The organism is Pseudoalteromonas sp. S16_S37 (genome assembly GCF_014694405.1).
GTDB lineage: Bacteria > Pseudomonadota > Gammaproteobacteria > Enterobacterales > Alteromonadaceae > Pseudoalteromonas.
This window is the reverse complement of record NZ_JAAUWV010000050.1, coordinates 15822-33122: the sequence shown is the minus strand read 5'-3', so window position 1 is coordinate 33122 and position 17301 is coordinate 15822. Positions and strand designations below refer to the sequence as shown.

Below are 17301 nucleotides of genomic sequence, written 5' to 3'. Positions count from 1 at the left end.
TGGACAATGCCCATTCAAAACTGGCGTCAGGCGATGAGTCGATTTATTATCGAATTCGAGGAACGCCTCGAAAGACATATCAACTAAATGGCAGTTACACAGAATCTGTTACAGGGTCTCACAGCAAGCCTTAGAACTTGCAAAGAAAAATAACTCTATTTTTATCAGTGAAATAGTGAGCCAAAACGAGTATCTTAACTCACTCAAACTGTAGCGCTTACAGTTTTCTGTGGTTTGTCACGTATTAAGTGGCAAACCCCTACTTGCTTCCTCAATACAAAGCAGGCGCTTGACCAACAAAAAACACCAGCGTCAATAGCCGATGATGCTTAATGTCATTCGTAAATATGACAAGTAAAACCTTTTATTTTCAGTACTAAGACCTATCGCAAATAATGAACGTATCTTTATTAGATCTCCAGTCCGTCCACTTGGTAATCTAAAATTCACCTTTGTATACACCAATTGGCTTGATTTTGGGGAAGCTATGAAAAACGTACGCGCTTTCAAAGTGTCAGGGCTGCATGTATCTTGATTGCATTTAAAACATAGCGAATAAGCTAAGTACATAATCATATTTTTAGTAAACAAAGGTGGCCAGTAAAAGTGTTTACCTCTATCCATACATACTCCGCGATACAATTAATTCGTACAAATTAACCATAATTGTAACGGCGCTTATGGCGCCTAAAAGGACTCCTCAAGGAGACATTTTTAATTAAATAAGGAGAGAACAGTTATGAAACATTTACTTGCTTTTAGTGTTGCAGCGCTGACGTTAGCGAGCACTGCGGCACAAGCGCAGCTTTACAAACCAACCCTTACTCAAGAGGGTAATCAATGGATGATCACCTTCCATGATGATCGTTCTTCAATCCATTCGCGCTGGGCAACACAAGGGCTTTGCTTCTATTTTGTAGGTACCAACGGCTCTCATGAAGTGTATAGATGGGTGTCGAATACTTATCCAAACTGGAATGGTATTGCTGAAAAAGAAGGAGACCAGGTGTTTATGTATGGTGACTTTTGGAGTGAGCGAGGTCACGATGGTATGCAGTGGGAGCTTGTTACTCAGGTAAAAGACTCTCGCCCAGAAATTGGCGCTGGTCATTGGCACGAGTGGGTAGAGAACACTAAGTTCGGTAGTTTTTGGTTCTTTGGTAATGCTTACTTTGAGCGCAAAGGGTATTGTAGTATAAGTCGTCAAGGAGTTGCTTCTGCCGGCACTACGGAATCTTATGATGATGAAGTCGGTTTGCAGTTATCTGAGCAAGCACTCGAGCGTTATAACACCCTCGAACCACCAAAAGATGAAAAAGGCAGATTACTTTCCCCGATGGGCCAAGTAGAGCGTTAACTGTCGTTTAACTTAAGCTAGGCAGCCCATCTAGGCTGCCTATATAAAATCAATTGTTTGGCTGCTTTTCAAGCGTGTTAATACTGATGTGTGGCCACTTAATTAATCCTGGACCATTTGGGCTGTCGAAGAATTCCAACATAACGGTTTGAGTGTATTGCAATAACATCCTTGGCTCACCATTAGGGTGTTTTTCTTTTAACTCATAAATCCAGAAAATAGAGCTTACTTCAGCCGCATTCGCTTGTCTTGTCACAAAAGGAATATTGTTCACACCACCACTGCCCATTGCTGAGTCAACTTTTAGCTGGGTAACATTTGCTATTTGGTCATTACTAAAAAATGGTGCGATAGCAGATGTTAGCAGGTCATTCGGTTTAGTTGGGTTAAACACACCTTTAAACGGATGGGCATTAAAATGTGCATAGGGTTCTAGGTAAGGATTCGTGAGATCCTGATTAACACCGATAGGCAGTCCGCTTATGTTAGGTATATCAAATCCGCTAGTACTTTTATCGCTTTTCCCCAGAGCCATAACTGCATCCCCATGGGGAATGCTCGATAGGCGCGCTATATTAATATCCCCTGTCGTATGGTCTTTCATGTGTAACCAAAGACCTGGTTCATGATGAATGGCCAGTCCTGGTCCCCCTGCTAAGCCTGAGTCAGGAAAATCTGCTGCGGCAATTTGCTCAATTGCTTGTACGTAGTCAACGGTAAATACTTCTTGATCACCATTCATACCACGGTTAGGTACATTTTTGTCGACGAGTTGAAAAGTGAGTGTTTCATTGTACTGGTTATTGAGTAAACGATAGTCGTGGTTGCCCATTGGAAACGGCAGTGCAATCATATTCCAACCATGGCCTTGAAATTGACCTGTGTTTTTCCACACACCCGGTAGTTGACTGAGTGGTCCTAACGCTGGTTCTACCTTTGTTGTGGATTCGAGTTTACGTTTTGATAGATGTTGTTCTACTTGACCTGAATTAGACATATTCCCTCCTACTTTTTCAGTGTCTATTGCTACAATCAGCCTCTTATGTGTAGTCCAACAAGATCTAATTCGCCAATAAGGCTTGCTGTTAAAAATAAAGTGTTTGATTACGTTACCCATAGGTTGCTGTTTTAACATGAACATCTAGGTTCACTACTTTCATATTAAGCTTTAATAAAATTTCGCTTGCTCACCAAGTTGAAAATTTTCGACGAGCCAGTGGCTTATTTTGTCTGATGCTATAGCGCCTGTTTTAGTGACTCATTGGAGGTAAAAATCTATCCATTTGCGCGATGTTAGTTAGAACTCTTTATGGGTGATTGCTTTGCAAAGATGGTTAATTCGATAGAGTCAGAGTATTGGAAAATGCTAAGTGGGAGCGTATCTCACTCCCATACTTTCTTCGATAAGCACAGTCGTTTATTTTATGTCTGCTTGTTGCTGTTTTTATGTTATTCAAGCAACCATGCTTTAGCTTGTGAAAAATCACTAAACTTTTCTACTTTAGCTCCCATAAACCACCCTGCAATTTTGGCGAGTGTATCTTGCCAAGGCCGTGGGCCAATCAGTGCTACTTTCTCGAAACTAGAACCATATTTTAAACCGAGTTTAAAGTCATCCCAAGCGGCCTTTAGTTCCCAACCTTCTAAGTGGGTCATATCCGCAATTACTTTAATATGAGGATGCTCCACTTGTTGAAATGCGCCCTCTAGCATGGGGGTTATGGTTTTATAATCTTCGTGGGTTAGCGTACCAAATGCCTTTAGATGGACGACAAATTGATCGTTCATTCGTTCAATGCCGATTGAAAAGCCGTGTTGTTGCGACATAACTCACCTCCATTAGAAACAGTATTATTAATCTAGTGAGTGAATTTGCTTAAAACAACTATAAAAGGGTTGTGTTTTTGATGCAGCGCATACTTTAGCGAAAACGCACTGCGGTTCAGCTATCTTGCAAAGCTGAACCGCATGAAGGTAGGTTATTTTGAAGCTGGATGTGCTATGCCTGTCCAAGCTTTAAACAGCTTTTGTTGCGAAGCACTGGGTGAAGAGATAGCGCGTACTACCTTGGGCTTATCAAAATCACTATCAAGTATCACCTGAGTACTCATTAGCTTATCTCTGCGAATAAAATCGACTCTGACTTTATCGTTGCCTTTAAAGTATGACAATGAGTCTGCTAATGTCTCCCGCACATGGTTTCCATTAAAGGCGACTATTTTGTCTCCCGATGTTAAACCTGCTTGCCAAGCCGAACTGTCGCGTGCCACATGGGTTAACGTCAGTAGTTGCCCTGTGCTTTTTGCTTCTACTTGTAAATTAGCAATTGGTTTTGCGCCTTCTGGGTGAACGTACTCTAAGCCAACTTTATCTAGTAGCAGTTGTATATCTAAATTCAAAGGCGCGTTTACATGCGCTTCCCACCAAGCGCCATAATCTTGTCCTGATATTTGCTGCAGAATAACTTTTACATCGTCACTGGTAAATTTATTTGGCAGCTTAAAATGTTTGTATAGCTGCTTGTGTACATCTCGATAGCTAACCTCACCATCACTATTTGCAAGCAAGTCTATGTCTAAGGCCATAGATATTAACGAGCCTTCTCTGTAAATGTTGGTACTGTAGTTTTTGCCATGATCGCCCCCTTGATTAATCCATTTATCAAAGCTTGAATGAGCAGCTGACTGAACTTGCCTTCCCGGTGTAGCAAAGTGCGTATTGAGCGTTCGAGTCAAGTTTTCAAAAAACTCGCTCGCAGTGGTGATCCCTGCGCTTAGTAACAGGTAGTCTTCCAAATAGCTTGTTGAACCCTCCGAGAGCCACAGTAAATCACTGTAGTTTGGGTTTATATAATCGTAAGGAACTAATCCTGCTGGCCGATAGGCTTTAACGTTCCACGTATGAATGAACTCATGGGCTGCGGTAGAAATAAATCCAACATAGTCCTTACGTTTAGCAAAGCTATCACGGTGACGTTGAATAATGGTCGAGTTGAGATGTTCGGTTGCGCCGCGGGCACCACTGGTGGCGTGAACCATAAACACATAGCGCTGATAGGGATAATCATGCCAAATAAGCGTGCCTGTTTTGACTAATTTTTTTAGATCAATCAGCATCTTCTCTACATCATAGTTCCCCTGCCCCCAAATAACTAACTCATACTCACGTCCATCTACGGAGAATTTATGTAATTCATTTATACCGGTTTCGATGGGGGAGTCGACCAATACGTCATAGTTTGGCGCGCTGAAGCTATGTTTATCATGAGCAAAATCCATCCCCGATACTGAACGCCACTGTTTTGGAACATCTAAATCGACTAAAACAGGCTCATGGCGAAATGACTCAGAAAACATAAAAAAGCCTGAAGCATCGATAAACGCATGACTATCATCTATATGTCTAGCGCGCATGCCCAGTTCGTTGGCATAAACTTGATAACTTACTTTGATCTCAGTTGGGTTGTCGATATTCACACGCCAAGTGCTTTTGTCTATTTTGTGCCAGCTCAGTGGGTTGCCTTTTTGATCCGTCGCATTGAAATATCGAATACCGTTGGCAAGATTCAATACTTCGTAGCGTCCGGTGCGCCAATCTGGTAGTTTAATGTCTAGATGAGCTTGCGCTGATTTTGGAAATGTCACAGAAACATTGCCAAGGTGGTGCTGTGCTTGATCGATGACCAGTTTATATTCTACTTCTGCTAATGCGTTGAGCGATAATAAGCTAAGTGGTAAAAGAAAATGTTTGTAAAGCATTGTTAGACCGAGTTGGAAGTAATGCGCCGAGCATACCAAAACACCATGCCTTGTCTAAAAAACTCGGCGAATGCACAATATATTCGGTAAACGGCAAAGAACATAAAATTCGTAAACACAACGTAGATAATTGATGTAAACTTAAGTTAAAACACTGAGATGATGGAAGTAGTTAATATTGGTAACTAAAAATTCTGCGCTACTAGAAAAAAAACTAGAACAAACTATTAAAGCTAGAATAGCCTTAGAGACCGCGCGTAAGCATCAAGTGGATGTGTTATCTAATTTTGCTGCTAAATTGTCGTTAAGCTGTAAGGGTCAGGATGTGGCGCTTGATAATCAGCTGGCGAAGTTTAGAAGTGTGTTGCAAAAAGGGATGGGGTTTGAAGAACTTGAGCCTTTGATTGAAGGGATGAATGAAACCCTTAAGCACCAAGAAGCAACCATCAATGCCAATAATCGTGCGTTACAGCAAAGTATTAGTCAAGCTGGTAAACAACTTCAAAAAATCAGAGGTTTACCAGAAGATGGCCGCAGAAAGCTGCGCCATTTATTGGACCATGAGCTATCAAATATAAATACAACCAATGATTACATCCCTATTTTAGAAAAACTATCAGGGATATATCAGCAAGCGCTACAACTTAAATTAACTCAAGCAGATAGTGTCAGCAATCAAGGTGAGGCAAGTCAGGCGCCGGAAATTGCCAACGAGTTATTAAATCTAGCAAACGAGTTAACCTTCGATGAAGATGTCTCGCAAGAAGTTAAAGCTATAAAAAATGCCATTAGTCCCAATGACAGCATTGATTCTTTGCTTAATTCGGCGCTGAATATCATCAAAGTGATAGTGAAAAGTATCAGCCGAGAGCGCCAATCGGCACAGGGTTTTTTAGTTTCACTTAACCAAACGTTAGAAGAACTAAATAGCTCTATCGTTGCCACCACCAAGCATTCGCAAAATGTTAATAAGCAAATTACTAACCTTAATAAGCAAATCGAGTCGAAAATTGAGAGCTTAAATGCTCGTACACAAAAAGCGACGTCTATCAGCGAATTAAAAAGCTTAGTGGATGGTGAATTAAAACTTTTAAGTCAAGATTTGATAGAACGTGAACGTATTGAAAGCGAAGATAAAAAAGCATTGTTTGAGAGCTTTGAAAAGATCAACGACCGCATCAATGTGCTAGAGAGTAAAGTTAACACCTATAAAAAGCGCTTGTCTGAGCAGCGTTTTAAAAGTTTACTTGATGGATTAACAAAACTACCTAACAGAGCCGCTTTCGACGATAGATTTAATCAAGAGTTTCATCTATTTGGTATAAACAAAGGTGATGTAACATTAGTGGTGATAGACGTAGACCATTTTAAGTCTATTAACGATAAATACGGACACAGTGCCGGTGATAAAACGTTGCAAGTGATTGCAAGAGCGCTGAAAAAAGCAATACGTAAAACTGATTTTATAGCCCGCTACGGCGGTGAAGAGTTTGTGTTGTTGATGCCTGGTATGCACTTACAACATGCAAAGCCGCCACTTGAGAAATTACGTAATGTAATAAAGTCGATCCCTTTTAAGTTTAAAGAGACGCAAGTACAAATCACCATATCTCTAGGTGCAACGCAGTTTAAAGATGGTGACACCCCGCTATCTGCATTTGATAGAGCGGATAGCGCACTTTACGAGGCAAAAAATAGCGGTCGTGACCGTCTTTGCCTTCGTGAATAAAAAGGAGAATGCCTATGCAAGTACAGTTAAATCCAACTGGTGTACTAAACCTGTTATCTCAATTAGAGGTAGACCTATTACAGCAATCTTCTAACAGTGAAAGATATAGGCTATTTCGAAATTGTGCCCTTGCTGTGTTAAACGTGGGCAGTCACACAGACTCCAGCTCTGAAATCTACAATAAATACCAAGACTTTGATATTAAGCTAATTGCCCGTGAGCGGGGCATCAAAATTGAACTCAGTAATCCACCTGAGACTGCCTTTGTTGATGGTGAGATAATTCTGGGTATTCATGAGCATATCTTCTCGGTTATTCGAGATATTTTGTTTATCTGTCAGCGTCACGAAACACAGATAAATACGCCTCGAGAAATAACGCACATGGTGTTTGATATGCTGCGTAATGCCGATGCACTTGAAGTGAACAGCGACCCAAACATTATTACTTGTTGGGGCGGTCACTCAATCAATGAAACCGAATATCGATATACAAAAGAGGTGGGTTATCAGCTTGGGTTGCGCGGATTAAATATTTGCACGGGCTGTGGGCCTGGTGCAATGAAAGGCCCTATGAAAGGGGCTACGATAGGTCATGCTAAACAAAGGATCAGTAACAATCGTTACCTAGGTTTAACCGAGCCTAGTATCATCGCAGCTGAGCCACCGAATCCTATCGTAAATGAGCTGGTTATATTACCTGATATTGAAAAGCGCCTAGAAGCCTTTGTGCGCACCGCACACGGTATTATTATTTTTCCAGGTGGCGCCGGTACCGCTGAAGAATTGTTGTATTTGTTGGGTATTTTGCTTCACCCAGACAATGCAAAACAGTGTTTACCTGTCATACTCACGGGTCCTAAGGAGTCAGCTAAGTACTTTGAAGAGATCTGCCTATTTGTAAAAAGTACCTTGGGCGAAGAGGCGCTAGAAAAGTTTGAAGTGATCATTGATAACCCAGCACTTGTGGCGAAAAAGCTAAAGTTGGGTATGAAAGAAGTAAGAGAGTATCGAAAATTGCAAGGCGATGCTTATTACTTCAACTGGACACTTAAAATAGATAACGAATTTCAAATGCCTTTTGCACCAACACATGAAAATATGGCGGCGCTTGATTTGCATCTTAACCAGCCCACTCAGCAGCTCGCCGCTAATTTGCGTCGTGCATTTTCAGGGATTGTGGCAGGTAACGTTAAAGATGAAGGGATCCGAGCAATTAAACAGCATGGGCCTTATATACTAAGCGGCGATACTTCACTCATGAAGGACATGGATAAGCTATTGCGCGCTTTTGTAGATCAAGGTCGTATGAAGCTTCCTGGTAGTAAATATATCCCCTGCTATCAAATAAGAGCATGAAACATAAATTAGTCCTAATAGATGCGCTTAATTTAATTAGGCGCATCTACGCCGTTGATGAACAACACACCCACCGTAGTGAATCGCAAACGATACTTTCATGTAAAAGTAGAGTAAGTCATGCAACCAAAAAGCTGTTGGAAATAACTCAAGCCAGTCATGCAGTAGCCGTGTTTGATGGCGAAAAAAGCTGGCGCTATCACTTTTATGAAAAATACAAGCATAGCCGAAAACCCATGCCTAGTTTGCTTTCAAAAAATTTAGAGGCAATCTCAGAGGCATTTGTTGAACAAGGTGTAACAGTTTACATTCCTGAGCAGGATGAAGCCGATGATGTGATTGCAACACTTGCATCTAAAGCTAGCAGTGCCGGCATTGCTTCGGTTGTTGTCTCTACAGATAAAGGATTTTACCCGTTGCTCAGTGATAAAATTGAGATTTATGATTACTTTAAACGTCAATGGCTCACAGATAAATGTATCTTGGAGCGATTTGCTGTAAACAAAAAACAGCTCACAGATTTTTGGGCGCTTGCAGGAGATAAAACCAATGACATACCTGGCGTTGTGGGTATTGGTCAAAAATCAGCAATAAAGTTAGTCAATGATTATCATGATATCGCCAAAGCAATAGATGACCCTAATTGCAAAGCAAGTATCAAAACCAAGCTAATCAAAGGAATGGATGATTACATTATTAGTAAGCAACTAGTCACGCTACGAAATGACATTTATCTGGGCTTTAATTTAAAGCAATTGAGGCGCACTGGTAATGGCGTTAATTAGTCGCATCTTTATATGCTCTAACCCTTGCTCTGCTATACTCATCGACGATAAGCAGGTAGGGTTTCTATGATAAAGAAAGTATTGCAGTACATAGTGTTGGGTTTAGCTGTTTATGCGGCAATTGTGATGTTAGTCATTAATTTTTATAAAGATGACCCTCAAGCAATGATTTGGCAAGACCGAGAGGCATTTAACAAGCGTTTTATAAGTAAGCTCAAGCCTGATCAATCTCTCAGCATTGATGAAGTGCTAGAAACACTGGGTAGCCCTGATTTAACTTACGTAAAAAAACAGCAAGATAAGACCTTACAAATTGTTTATTATCGTACTCAATTAGTGAAACCTGATGGGATCACAACCCAAGACGAATGTACTGGATTGCTATTTGATAACGGACAATTGATTTTATGGGGGCCAGCGGCGAGTGTGGCATATGAAAAGGCTTTATAAACATGTCGGAGTTTAAGCCAAGCCCTGCTCACTTAAAGCGCTTGTTTGAACACACGCATCAAGCACTAAGGCTTTATTACAACAAACAAAAATGGCCCGCTATTTACCCTACCCTTACTCAGCTGGCTGAACGCTTTGTACAGTGTTATTACACGCAACCAAATGCTATGCATGCACACTTGCAGTTTTACGCGTCTGACTATGGTTACACCACAAACCTGACAGTTAACCAGTGTATATTGGTGTGTGCATTTTGCTGCGCCAATGGTTATACCGAAGCATTTACAGAAGAGCTTGTTGTAGCAGCGCTGAGTGACTATTTATGCTGCTCAAATGAAGCGAATAAGTTGGCTCGCTCTGCAATGTTGAGCAAACAAGAGAGTAAATTGATAAAGCTTAGACATCAATTTACTGTCACTATGCTTGACAGTGCAAATGTGCCGCAAGGACAGCTTCAACGTATACTGTCTCGTTTAGACAAATATTCTAATGCGATAACGGGCAGCAAAGCGATACCACTGTATGATAATACCAGTATATTGGTGACGCTAGCCAAGCGTATTGCAAAAGCCATCACGCCTAGACCACATGCAAAAACGTTTACCATGATTCAAGCAATAAAATCACTGTATCTTGGTACGCACAATGAGTTCGCGCAGCTTTCTTTGTTGGCGCTGTCAAAGCAAATTAATCTGTATCCCGGTGGTGCGTTAGTTAATTACAAGGGACAAGGCGCGCTGGTTTTATCTGCAACTCATAATGGCCACTTGCTGGCATTGCTTGATAATTTCAAGGCCGTAGGCATGATCAAAACTAGCAGGCGATTTTCTCCTCAATATAAGCCAATTGCTACGTCTGATAAAACACTCCTCTATTCAATCTGGTTCAATGAGCAGATGCCACAGTGTCAAACTATACAACCACAACAAACCGAGATTTGGCACGCTATCACAGCGCTGGGTAAACAGCAGTTTTTGGAATTTAAGGCAATTGAAAAAACCATTAAGCCGTATAACCAGATCACGCAAGCGTTGCAGTTAGCTGCAAGGCAATACAATCGTCAAGGGCAAAAGGCGACGACGCTGCGTCATTGCCTTACTATGGTAGGGTTAGATAATGCGGGTTTGTTATGTCAGCGAGTATTATTAGAAACATTAATTTCGCAGCTGCATCATCCATTTGCCAATGATGTATGGAACAAGTACATCCATATTAATAAACTCATCACGACACTATTTAGCCTTACCCAAGGCGAGCAATTTGAACAACTGTTAAGCCCGTTTACAGCAGCCATATACTTTATTTTGAAAGACCACAGTACGAGTATTATGCGACGGGTCAAACCCGCTACGGAAGAAATTGCTGATAAGGGCGTATCGATAGCACATCTGTTTGGTTTTGGCAGGCTTGACGAGGCTTTATTTACAACGTTTATTGAAAGTTATTTTAAGTACTCGCCTTCGCATCAGGCACTGTTAGACAGTGAAATTTTACTAAAGCAAACCTTAAATGAACAAGGTCGGCAAATTGTCGCAATTAAGCTGCTCTCAATTTATACCCTAGGAGAGTCACAAGACCTCAGTGCATGGCAAAAGCAGTTGTTGGACGATGAGCTTAAAAAGATGCAATGGTCTTCTATAGAAGTCTTTTGTGATGCATTTATTGAGCACAGCCCGATTTGTTCCGTCGATTAAGTTAAAGGCTGATAATATTGGCAAGTCGATTGTTAGCCTGTTATTTATCCAATAAATGATGCCTATAACAAGCATAAATGCTGTTTATGCCTGATTCTTCATTCCATACTGGCATAAGCGCGCATAAATTGTTATAAAACGCGCTTAAATTTTCAAGCGAACGCACACCTTCCCTCTTTGTTTACTAAACTTCTCAATAGTGCCCATTTGGGTGTGGTGTAACAATTATTTTTGATAAAGGAAAAACCAGAATGGCAAAGCAAACCATTACCGTGATTAAAGGCGACGGCATAGGTCCAAGCATTATCGACTCTGCAATTGAAATTTTAAATGCAGCAGGTTGTGATTTTGACTATGAATTTGTAGATGCAGGCCTTGCAGCACTAGAAAAAACTGGTGAACTACTTCCTAAAGAGACGCTTGAAGTGATCGAAAAAAACAAGATCACTTTAAAGGGCCCATTAACAACGCCTGTAGGTGAAGGTTTTACATCAATTAACGTTACTTTGCGTAAGCAATTTGACCTATACGCAAATGTGCGCCCTGTTAAGTCATTTGCAGGTACTAAAGCGCGTTATGAAGATATTGATATTATCACTGTGCGTGAAAACACTCAGGGTATGTACTCAGGTCTTGGCCAAGTAGTTTCTGAAGACGGTAACGAAGCGGAAGCAATGTCAAAAATCACCCGTGAAGGTGCAGAAAAAATCGTTACTTTTGCATATGAGCTAGCACGTCGTGAAGGTCGTAAAAAAGTAACTGCAGTTCATAAGGCCAATATTCTTAAGTCAACGTCTGGTTTATTCTTAAAAGTGGCGCGTGAAGTTGGTGAGCGTTATCCAGATATCGAATCTGCAGAAATGATTGTAGATGCGGCATGTATGAAACTGGTTATGACACCTGAAGAGTTTGATGTCATCGTAACAACTAACCTGTTTGGTGATATTCTGTCTGATTTATGTGCCGGTCTTGTTGGTGGCTTAGGTATGGCACCTGGTGCTAATATTGGTGAAAATGCTGCGATCTTTGAAGCTGTTCACGGCAGTGCGCCTGATATCGCGGGTAAAAACCTAGCTAACCCAACGTCTGTTATCTTAGCTTCTATTCAAATGCTTGAGTATTTGGAAATGGGTGAAACAGCAGAGCGCATCAGAAGTGCTGTAGCAGACGTAATTAAGAGTGGTGACCGTACTACTCGTGATTTAGGTGGAAATCACGGAACAACTGATTTTACACAGGCTGTTATTGAGCGTTTATAATTCGCTCTTGAGGCTGGCAAATCGCCAGCCTTTTTTATATTTAATTGTTTTTAACTAACACTTCGTTTTAACCTGCATATTTTAATCCTTTTCACTCTTCACTTCCGTAGTGCTTTGTCAGAATAAGTTGTTTTTTTAAAATAACAGCGTTTTTTATGCGAATTTGCAGCTATACCCTTGACATGGGTTGTAAAACAACATTTAATGAAGTTCGTAAATTAACAAATAAAATTAACACCAAAAAATGAAACGTATTTTATCTAACCTACATGTGCTAGTCCTGGTCTTATCTTTAAGTCCAGCGGGGCCGTGTTGAGCAAATTTACGCTTTAACCCCGCAACTGCGGGGTTTTTTTTTGGTTAAAATTACCAACAGGTACTGATAATACTGAGGAATGAGGATGAAAATAGAGCAATACAATGGCTCAGAGCTAGTTGTAAAAGCACTTGCCGCACTTAAGGTTGAATACATATTCGGTTATCCGGGTGGGTCGGTTTTAGATTTATATGATGCGCTCTTTGGGCAAACTGAGGTTGAGCATATTTTGGTGCGCCATGAACAGGCAGCGACGCATATGGCAGATGGCTACGCCAGAGCAACCGGTAAAGTAGGTGTTGTACTAGCCACATCAGGCCCAGGCGCTACAAACTGCGTTACGGGCATCGCAACAGCGTATATGGACTCTATTCCAATGGTTGTGCTATCTGGCCAAGTACCATCAAACTTAATCGGTGATGATGCGTTTCAAGAAACAGATATTGTTGGCTGCTCTAGACCAATCGTTAAACACAGCTTTAATTGTCGAGATGCACAACAGATCCCAACAATACTGGCGAAAGCTTTCTATCTAGCGAGTACAGGTCGACCAGGACCAGTGGTAGTTGAGCTACCAAAAGACATTTTAAATCCGCAGCTTAAGTTCAAATACGACATGCCACAGAGTATTGAGATGAGAACTTACAACCCAAGCGTTAAAGGTCATCCAAAACAAATTAAAAAAGCGGTTGAAGCTATTTTAGGCGCCAAGCGACTGGTGATTTATTCAGGTGGCGGTATTGTTCTGTCGAATACGTCTGCACAGCTTACCGAGCTCGTAGAAACACTAAATGCGCCAATCACAAATACCTTGATGGGATTGGGTGGTATAAGCGGCACGCATCCAAATTTCATTGGCATGTTAGGTATGCATGGCAGTTTGGAAGCGAATAAAGCAATGGCAAATGCTGACGTAATTTTGGCGTTAGGTGCTCGTTTTGATGATCGAGTAACAAATAACGTTAAAAAGTTTTGCCCTGAAGCCACAATCGTACATGTTGATGTCGATCCAACTTCTATTTCTAAGACAATTAAAGCGCATATCCCTGTTGTAGGCTGCTTAGCTACGGTACTTGAACAACTTCAAGCCGCCATTGATAAAAGCAGTAGTCGAATTGACAGAAGCGCTCAAGAGGATTGGTGGCAGCAAATTACACAATGGCGAGCTCAGCAATGTTTGGCCTACGATAAGGGTGTGGATGTGATAAAGCCGCAAACTGTTGTTGAGAAGGTGTACGAGATCACTAATGGTGACGCCTATGTTTGCTCTGATGTTGGTCAGCACCAAATGTTTGCTGCACAGTACTACCCATTTAAAAACCCAAGACAATGGATAAACTCAGGTGGTTTGGGCACGATGGGATTTGGCTTACCTGCTGCTATGGGCGTTAAGCTCGCATTTCCCCAAGAGCATGTGGTGTGTGTGACGGGTGATGGTTCAATTCAGATGAATATTCAAGAGCTATCGACCTGTTTGCAATACGGCCTAGCGGTAAAAATCGTTTCATTGAACAATCGTTCTTTAGGTATGGTAAGACAATGGCAAGATATGATGTATGGTGGCAGGCATTCAAGCTCATACATGGAATCGTTACCTGACTTTGTTGCACTGGCTGAAAGTTATGGGCATATCGGTATTCGAGTTGACCATCCAAGTGAGCTAGACGCAGCACTAGAAAAAGCGTTTTCAATAACCGACCGTTTGGTCTTTTTAGATATTCGTGTAGATGAAAAAGAACACGTATACCCAATGCAAATCAAACTTGGCGCGGTTGATGATATGTGGCTTAAAAAGGGAGTAAAAGCATAATGCGTAGAATATTAAGTATCTTATTGGAAAACGAACCGGGTTCTTTGTCACGTATAGTTGGACTGTTTTCTCAACGCGCATATAACATTGACAGTTTAACCGTTGGCACAACGGCAGACCAAACTTTGTCACGTATCACAATTACCACACATGGTGATGACAGAGTTGTTGAGCAAATTACCAAACAAGTTAATAAGCTTGTAGATGTACTGAAAATTATTGACTTAACAGAGGTTCCTCATATTGAACTAGAACTGCTGCTCGTCAAAGTATTTGCCAAAGACGAAGCAACCAGAGCAGCTGTGACACGCATCGCAGATGTGTTTCAAGGCTCGATAATTGATATGGGTAAGCAAAGTTATACACTACAGTTATTAAGTAATGCAGAGCGTTTAGAGTCGTTTTTAGATATGCTCAGACACGAAAGCGATATTATTGAATTAGTTCGTTCTGGTGCGGTTGGCATAGGCCGAGGGGATAAAGCACTAAAAGGCTAACAGCAAAATTGCGACAAAACAAAGGGACCATGATGGTCCCTTTGTTGTATAACTGTTTAACCGAATTATAGGTTAACTTGGTCTTTTAAACCTTTACCTGCTTTGAAGCTTGGAATGTTCGCTGCAGCAATTTGGATTTCAGCACCGGTTTGTGGGTTACGGCCAGTACGAGCTGCACGCTCTTTTACTGAGAATGTACCAAAACCAACCAGTGCAACTGAATCGCCTTCTTTTAGAGACTTGGTTACAGCACCCGTGAATGCTTCAAGCGCGCGAGCTGCTGCCGCTTTTGAAATTTCAGCGTCTGCTGCCATCTTTTCAACTAGTTGAGCTTTATTCATTATTAGATTCCTATTCATTTTTTATTTTGCCTAAGCAAAACCTATGTTTATGCATTTTGGTTAGATGTGCAACTATTTCCTGAAAAATTTAGCTAAAAAATTGATAAACGTCAGGGGTAGCACGCTTTCAACAGCGGTATGTGTCTGCACTAACCAAGCATCTACAAACTAGCAAGCGTTAATCGTTTTCGCAATAGCTGTTAAGCGATAAATTTGCTTTTTGTGAATAACCAATCATAAATTATTATAAAAAATAAGGTACACGCCAGCCACGACGCGGAAAATGTCACGTAAAACTGAACAATGGGTACCAATATGTCGAACACCCCAAAGTTTGCAGCTGCGAGGTAGCTTGCTGGCGCCACTAACGCGATGACAGCTACTCCTAAGTAATGGGGCAACGTTATAATCGCTCTCAATGAACTGTCGAAAGTCAATATAAACGCTATCCACAATATCACTAACCAAATTGGTATAGACCTCTCAGGGTGAGCTATGAGACCTGAATAAATTGAAAAATACTCAATACCAATACCCAAGGGTAAAGTGAGCGATAAGAGAGCGAGCTGCTTAACATAATTTTTATGTGTTAGTAGCAGTAACAGGCATAAAACCAACATAGGCAAAGCAGCCTTGCCTTGGTATAAAAAGGCAAGTAGCCAGCACGCCTGAAACAACACAAAATTAGTAATTAAGCGTGTTGATGCACTTAGATGATGCATACCTAGGTTTCCTCGCTACCAAATGTATGGTGCTGGTGGCTCGCTGCTTAAAAGCGCCCTCACAGTAACATAGATAAAACTCCCAAAGGCGATAAAAGCGCTGGTCAAACCTGTTATGTTCGAGTGTTGGCCAGGCTTTTTTAAGACGGCTATACCAATCATTGAGCGTTCTTGCGTAGTGCAAACCTATGTCGTTGATACTGTGAACAACCATGGATGTGTTAGAGCAAATTTGCGTGTTTAGCTCGGTGATAGACGGCAAACATCCACCAGGAAAAATATATTGTTGAATAAAGTCTGACTGCTTCAAATAGTGTTGGTAGCGTTGACAGGCAATGGTAATTGCTTGAATTAACATTGCGCCATCTTCTTTTAGCAGTGAATCGCATTTTTTAAAAAAGCTTGGCAGATAGTTATGCCCTACCGCTTCAATCATTTCAATCGATACCAGCTTATCAAAGCGCCCCTCTAGGTCACGATAGTCTTTTTTCAATAACGTGATTTTATCTTCAAGACCAAGTACTTTAATCTTATCTTTGACATAGTCATGTTGCTCTTCTGATATCGTTGTTGTTGTAACGTGGCAGCCATAGTTTTGCGCCGCATAAATCGCAAAAGCGCCCCACCCTGTGCCAATTTCAACCACTCTATCACGCTCGCTTAGGTCTAAGCTTTCACAAATAGTGTGTAATTTATTTTGTTGTGCTTCTTCTAGCGTACTTTGTCTACTCGGGTAGATAGCACTTGAATAAAGCATTTCTTTGCTTAAAAAAGCGCTATAAAGTTCGTTTCCTAGATCGTAATGGGCAGCAATATTTTTCTTCGACCCCGATTTTGAGTTCTTGTTTTTCAAGTGTTTTAGCTTGTTAACAAATCCAGTAATGAAAGAGAATTTGCGCTCAAATGCATCTAACTGCGACTGATTTATAGCAAAAATTTCAATTAAGGTGGTTAGGTTTGAACAGCGCCAATACCCTTCAATATAGGCTTCACCCGCACCGACGCTGCCACCTAAGGCGAATAATTTAAACATCGCGCTATCAACAATAGTAATTGTACAAGATAGCTCACTATCACGTGTTCCAAATTCATAGCGCTCACCACCCATAAGCACAGTGAGATGCCCAGCTTCGATGCTATTGAATGCAGAAAAAACCAGCTTGCTGTACAACTTTTCAGGCCAAGACAGAGAAAGCTGATTTTGAATTGATGTTGTGTTTTCCAT

General features: G+C 41.1%; 15 protein-coding genes. 9 read left to right on the top strand and 6 right to left on the bottom strand.

Features of this window, described 5'->3' with window-relative positions; translation table 11 throughout:
- The first annotated feature begins 739 nt into the window (after window positions 1–739).
- Window positions 740–1357 carry a hypothetical protein gene (locus HC733_RS17610; protein ID WP_190366318.1) on the top strand — a complete coding sequence of 206 codons (618 nt, stop codon included), beginning with the start codon at window positions 740–742 and terminating at the stop codon, window positions 1355–1357.
- A gap of 49 nt (window positions 1358–1406) precedes the next feature.
- Here the strand turns inward: HC733_RS17610 and HC733_RS17605 are convergent, their stop codons facing one another.
- The 3 genes from HC733_RS17605 to HC733_RS17595 form a co-directional block, all read right to left on the bottom strand.
- Window positions 1407–2354 carry a heme-binding protein gene (locus tag HC733_RS17605; RefSeq protein WP_190366317.1) on the bottom strand — a complete coding sequence of 316 codons (948 nt, stop codon included), beginning with the start codon at window positions 2352–2354 and terminating at the stop codon, window positions 1407–1409.
- A 452-nt stretch (window positions 2355–2806) separates the two neighbouring features.
- The gene (locus tag HC733_RS17600) at window positions 2807–3184 is read right to left on the bottom strand and encodes an STAS/SEC14 domain-containing protein (RefSeq protein WP_190366316.1); all 378 of its coding nucleotides are present in this window, start codon (window positions 3182–3184) and stop codon (window positions 2807–2809) included.
- A 152-nt stretch (window positions 3185–3336) separates the two neighbouring features.
- A complete protein-coding gene (locus HC733_RS17595) occupies window positions 3337–5115 on the bottom strand; it encodes a M61 family metallopeptidase (protein ID WP_190366315.1) in 1779 nt (592 codons plus the stop codon).
- A gap of 178 nt (window positions 5116–5293) precedes the next feature.
- On the opposite strand from HC733_RS17595, the gene HC733_RS17590 reads away from it, so the two are divergent.
- The 8 genes from HC733_RS17590 to ilvN all read left to right on the top strand — a co-directional run bounded on the left by HC733_RS17590 (window position 5294) and on the right by ilvN (window position 15013).
- Window positions 5294–6844 (top strand): GGDEF domain-containing protein, encoded by a 1551-nt coding sequence (locus tag HC733_RS17590; protein ID WP_190366314.1) that lies wholly within the window; start codon window positions 5294–5296, stop codon window positions 6842–6844.
- A gap of 14 nt (window positions 6845–6858) precedes the next feature.
- Window positions 6859–8202: a nucleotide 5'-monophosphate nucleosidase PpnN gene (gene ppnN, locus HC733_RS17585; RefSeq protein WP_190366313.1), complete on the top strand. Its 1344-nt coding sequence runs from the start codon at window positions 6859–6861 to the stop codon at window positions 8200–8202.
- A complete protein-coding gene (gene xni, locus HC733_RS17580) occupies window positions 8199–8987 on the top strand; it encodes a flap endonuclease Xni (protein ID WP_190366312.1) in 789 nt (262 codons plus the stop codon). The genes ppnN and xni overlap by 4 nt, the downstream gene beginning before the upstream one ends.
- A 66-nt stretch (window positions 8988–9053) precedes the next feature.
- Window positions 9054–9437: a DUF3192 domain-containing protein gene (locus HC733_RS17575; RefSeq protein ID WP_190366311.1), complete on the top strand. Its 384-nt coding sequence runs from the start codon at window positions 9054–9056 to the stop codon at window positions 9435–9437.
- Between the two features lie 2 nt (window positions 9438–9439).
- On the top strand, window positions 9440–11131 hold the full coding sequence (locus HC733_RS17570) for a hypothetical protein (protein ID WP_190366310.1): 1692 nt from the start codon (window positions 9440–9442) through the stop codon (window positions 11129–11131).
- A gap of 251 nt (window positions 11132–11382) precedes the next feature.
- Complete coding sequence (locus HC733_RS17565) at window positions 11383–12390, top strand: isocitrate dehydrogenase (RefSeq protein WP_190366309.1); 1008 nt, start codon at window positions 11383–11385, stop codon at window positions 12388–12390.
- Window positions 12391–12791: 401 nt separating this feature from the next.
- Entirely contained in the window at window positions 12792–14516 is a 1725-nt protein-coding gene (locus HC733_RS17560) for an acetolactate synthase 3 large subunit (RefSeq protein WP_190366308.1), read from the top strand.
- Window positions 14516–15013 (top strand): acetolactate synthase small subunit, encoded by a 498-nt coding sequence (ilvN, locus tag HC733_RS17555; RefSeq protein WP_190366307.1) that lies wholly within the window; start codon window positions 14516–14518, stop codon window positions 15011–15013. Before HC733_RS17560 ends, ilvN begins: the two co-directional genes overlap by 1 nt.
- A gap of 65 nt (window positions 15014–15078) precedes the next feature.
- Here the strand turns inward: ilvN and HC733_RS17550 are convergent, their stop codons facing one another.
- The 3 genes from HC733_RS17550 to HC733_RS17540 form a co-directional block, all read right to left on the bottom strand.
- Window positions 15079–15354, bottom strand: coding sequence for an HU family DNA-binding protein (locus HC733_RS17550; RefSeq protein WP_152087661.1), 276 nt, complete (start codon window positions 15352–15354; stop codon window positions 15079–15081).
- A gap of 200 nt (window positions 15355–15554) precedes the next feature.
- Window positions 15555–16076 (bottom strand): DUF2878 family protein, encoded by a 522-nt coding sequence (locus HC733_RS23655; RefSeq protein WP_190366306.1) that lies wholly within the window; start codon window positions 16074–16076, stop codon window positions 15555–15557.
- Entirely contained in the window at window positions 16039–17301 is a 1263-nt protein-coding gene (locus HC733_RS17540; RefSeq protein ID WP_190366305.1) for an SAM-dependent methyltransferase, read from the bottom strand. Before HC733_RS17540 ends, HC733_RS23655 begins: the two co-directional genes overlap by 38 nt.

Excerpts from the sequence above, each read along its gene's own strand:
- HC733_RS17610 (WP_190366318.1), top strand. The coding sequence starts at position 740 with ATGAAACATTTACTTGCTTTTAGTGTTGCAGCGCTGACGTTAGCGAGC.
- HC733_RS17605 (WP_190366317.1), bottom strand. The coding sequence starts at position 2,354 with ATGTCTAATTCAGGTCAAGTAGAACAACATCTATCAAAACGTAAACTC.
- HC733_RS17600 (WP_190366316.1), bottom strand. The coding sequence starts at position 3,184 with ATGTCGCAACAACACGGCTTTTCAATCGGCATTGAACGAATGAACGAT.
- HC733_RS17595 (WP_190366315.1), bottom strand. The coding sequence starts at position 5,115 with ATGCTTTACAAACATTTTCTTTTACCACTTAGCTTATTATCGCTCAAC.
- ppnN (WP_190366313.1), top strand. The coding sequence starts at position 6,859 with ATGCAAGTACAGTTAAATCCAACTGGTGTACTAAACCTGTTATCTCAA.
- xni (WP_190366312.1), top strand. The coding sequence starts at position 8,199 with ATGAAACATAAATTAGTCCTAATAGATGCGCTTAATTTAATTAGGCGC.
- HC733_RS17575 (WP_190366311.1), top strand. The coding sequence starts at position 9,054 with ATGATAAAGAAAGTATTGCAGTACATAGTGTTGGGTTTAGCTGTTTAT.
- HC733_RS17570 (WP_190366310.1), top strand. The coding sequence starts at position 9,440 with ATGTCGGAGTTTAAGCCAAGCCCTGCTCACTTAAAGCGCTTGTTTGAA.
- HC733_RS17565 (WP_190366309.1), top strand. The coding sequence starts at position 11,383 with ATGGCAAAGCAAACCATTACCGTGATTAAAGGCGACGGCATAGGTCCA.
- HC733_RS17560 (WP_190366308.1), top strand. The coding sequence starts at position 12,792 with ATGAAAATAGAGCAATACAATGGCTCAGAGCTAGTTGTAAAAGCACTT.
- ilvN (WP_190366307.1), top strand. The coding sequence starts at position 14,516 with ATGCGTAGAATATTAAGTATCTTATTGGAAAACGAACCGGGTTCTTTG.
- HC733_RS17550 (WP_152087661.1), bottom strand. The coding sequence starts at position 15,354 with ATGAATAAAGCTCAACTAGTTGAAAAGATGGCAGCAGACGCTGAAATT.
- HC733_RS23655 (WP_190366306.1), bottom strand. The coding sequence starts at position 16,076 with ATGCATCATCTAAGTGCATCAACACGCTTAATTACTAATTTTGTGTTG.
- HC733_RS17540 (WP_190366305.1), bottom strand. The coding sequence starts at position 17,301 with ATGGAAAACACAACATCAATTCAAAATCAGCTTTCTCTGTCTTGGCCT.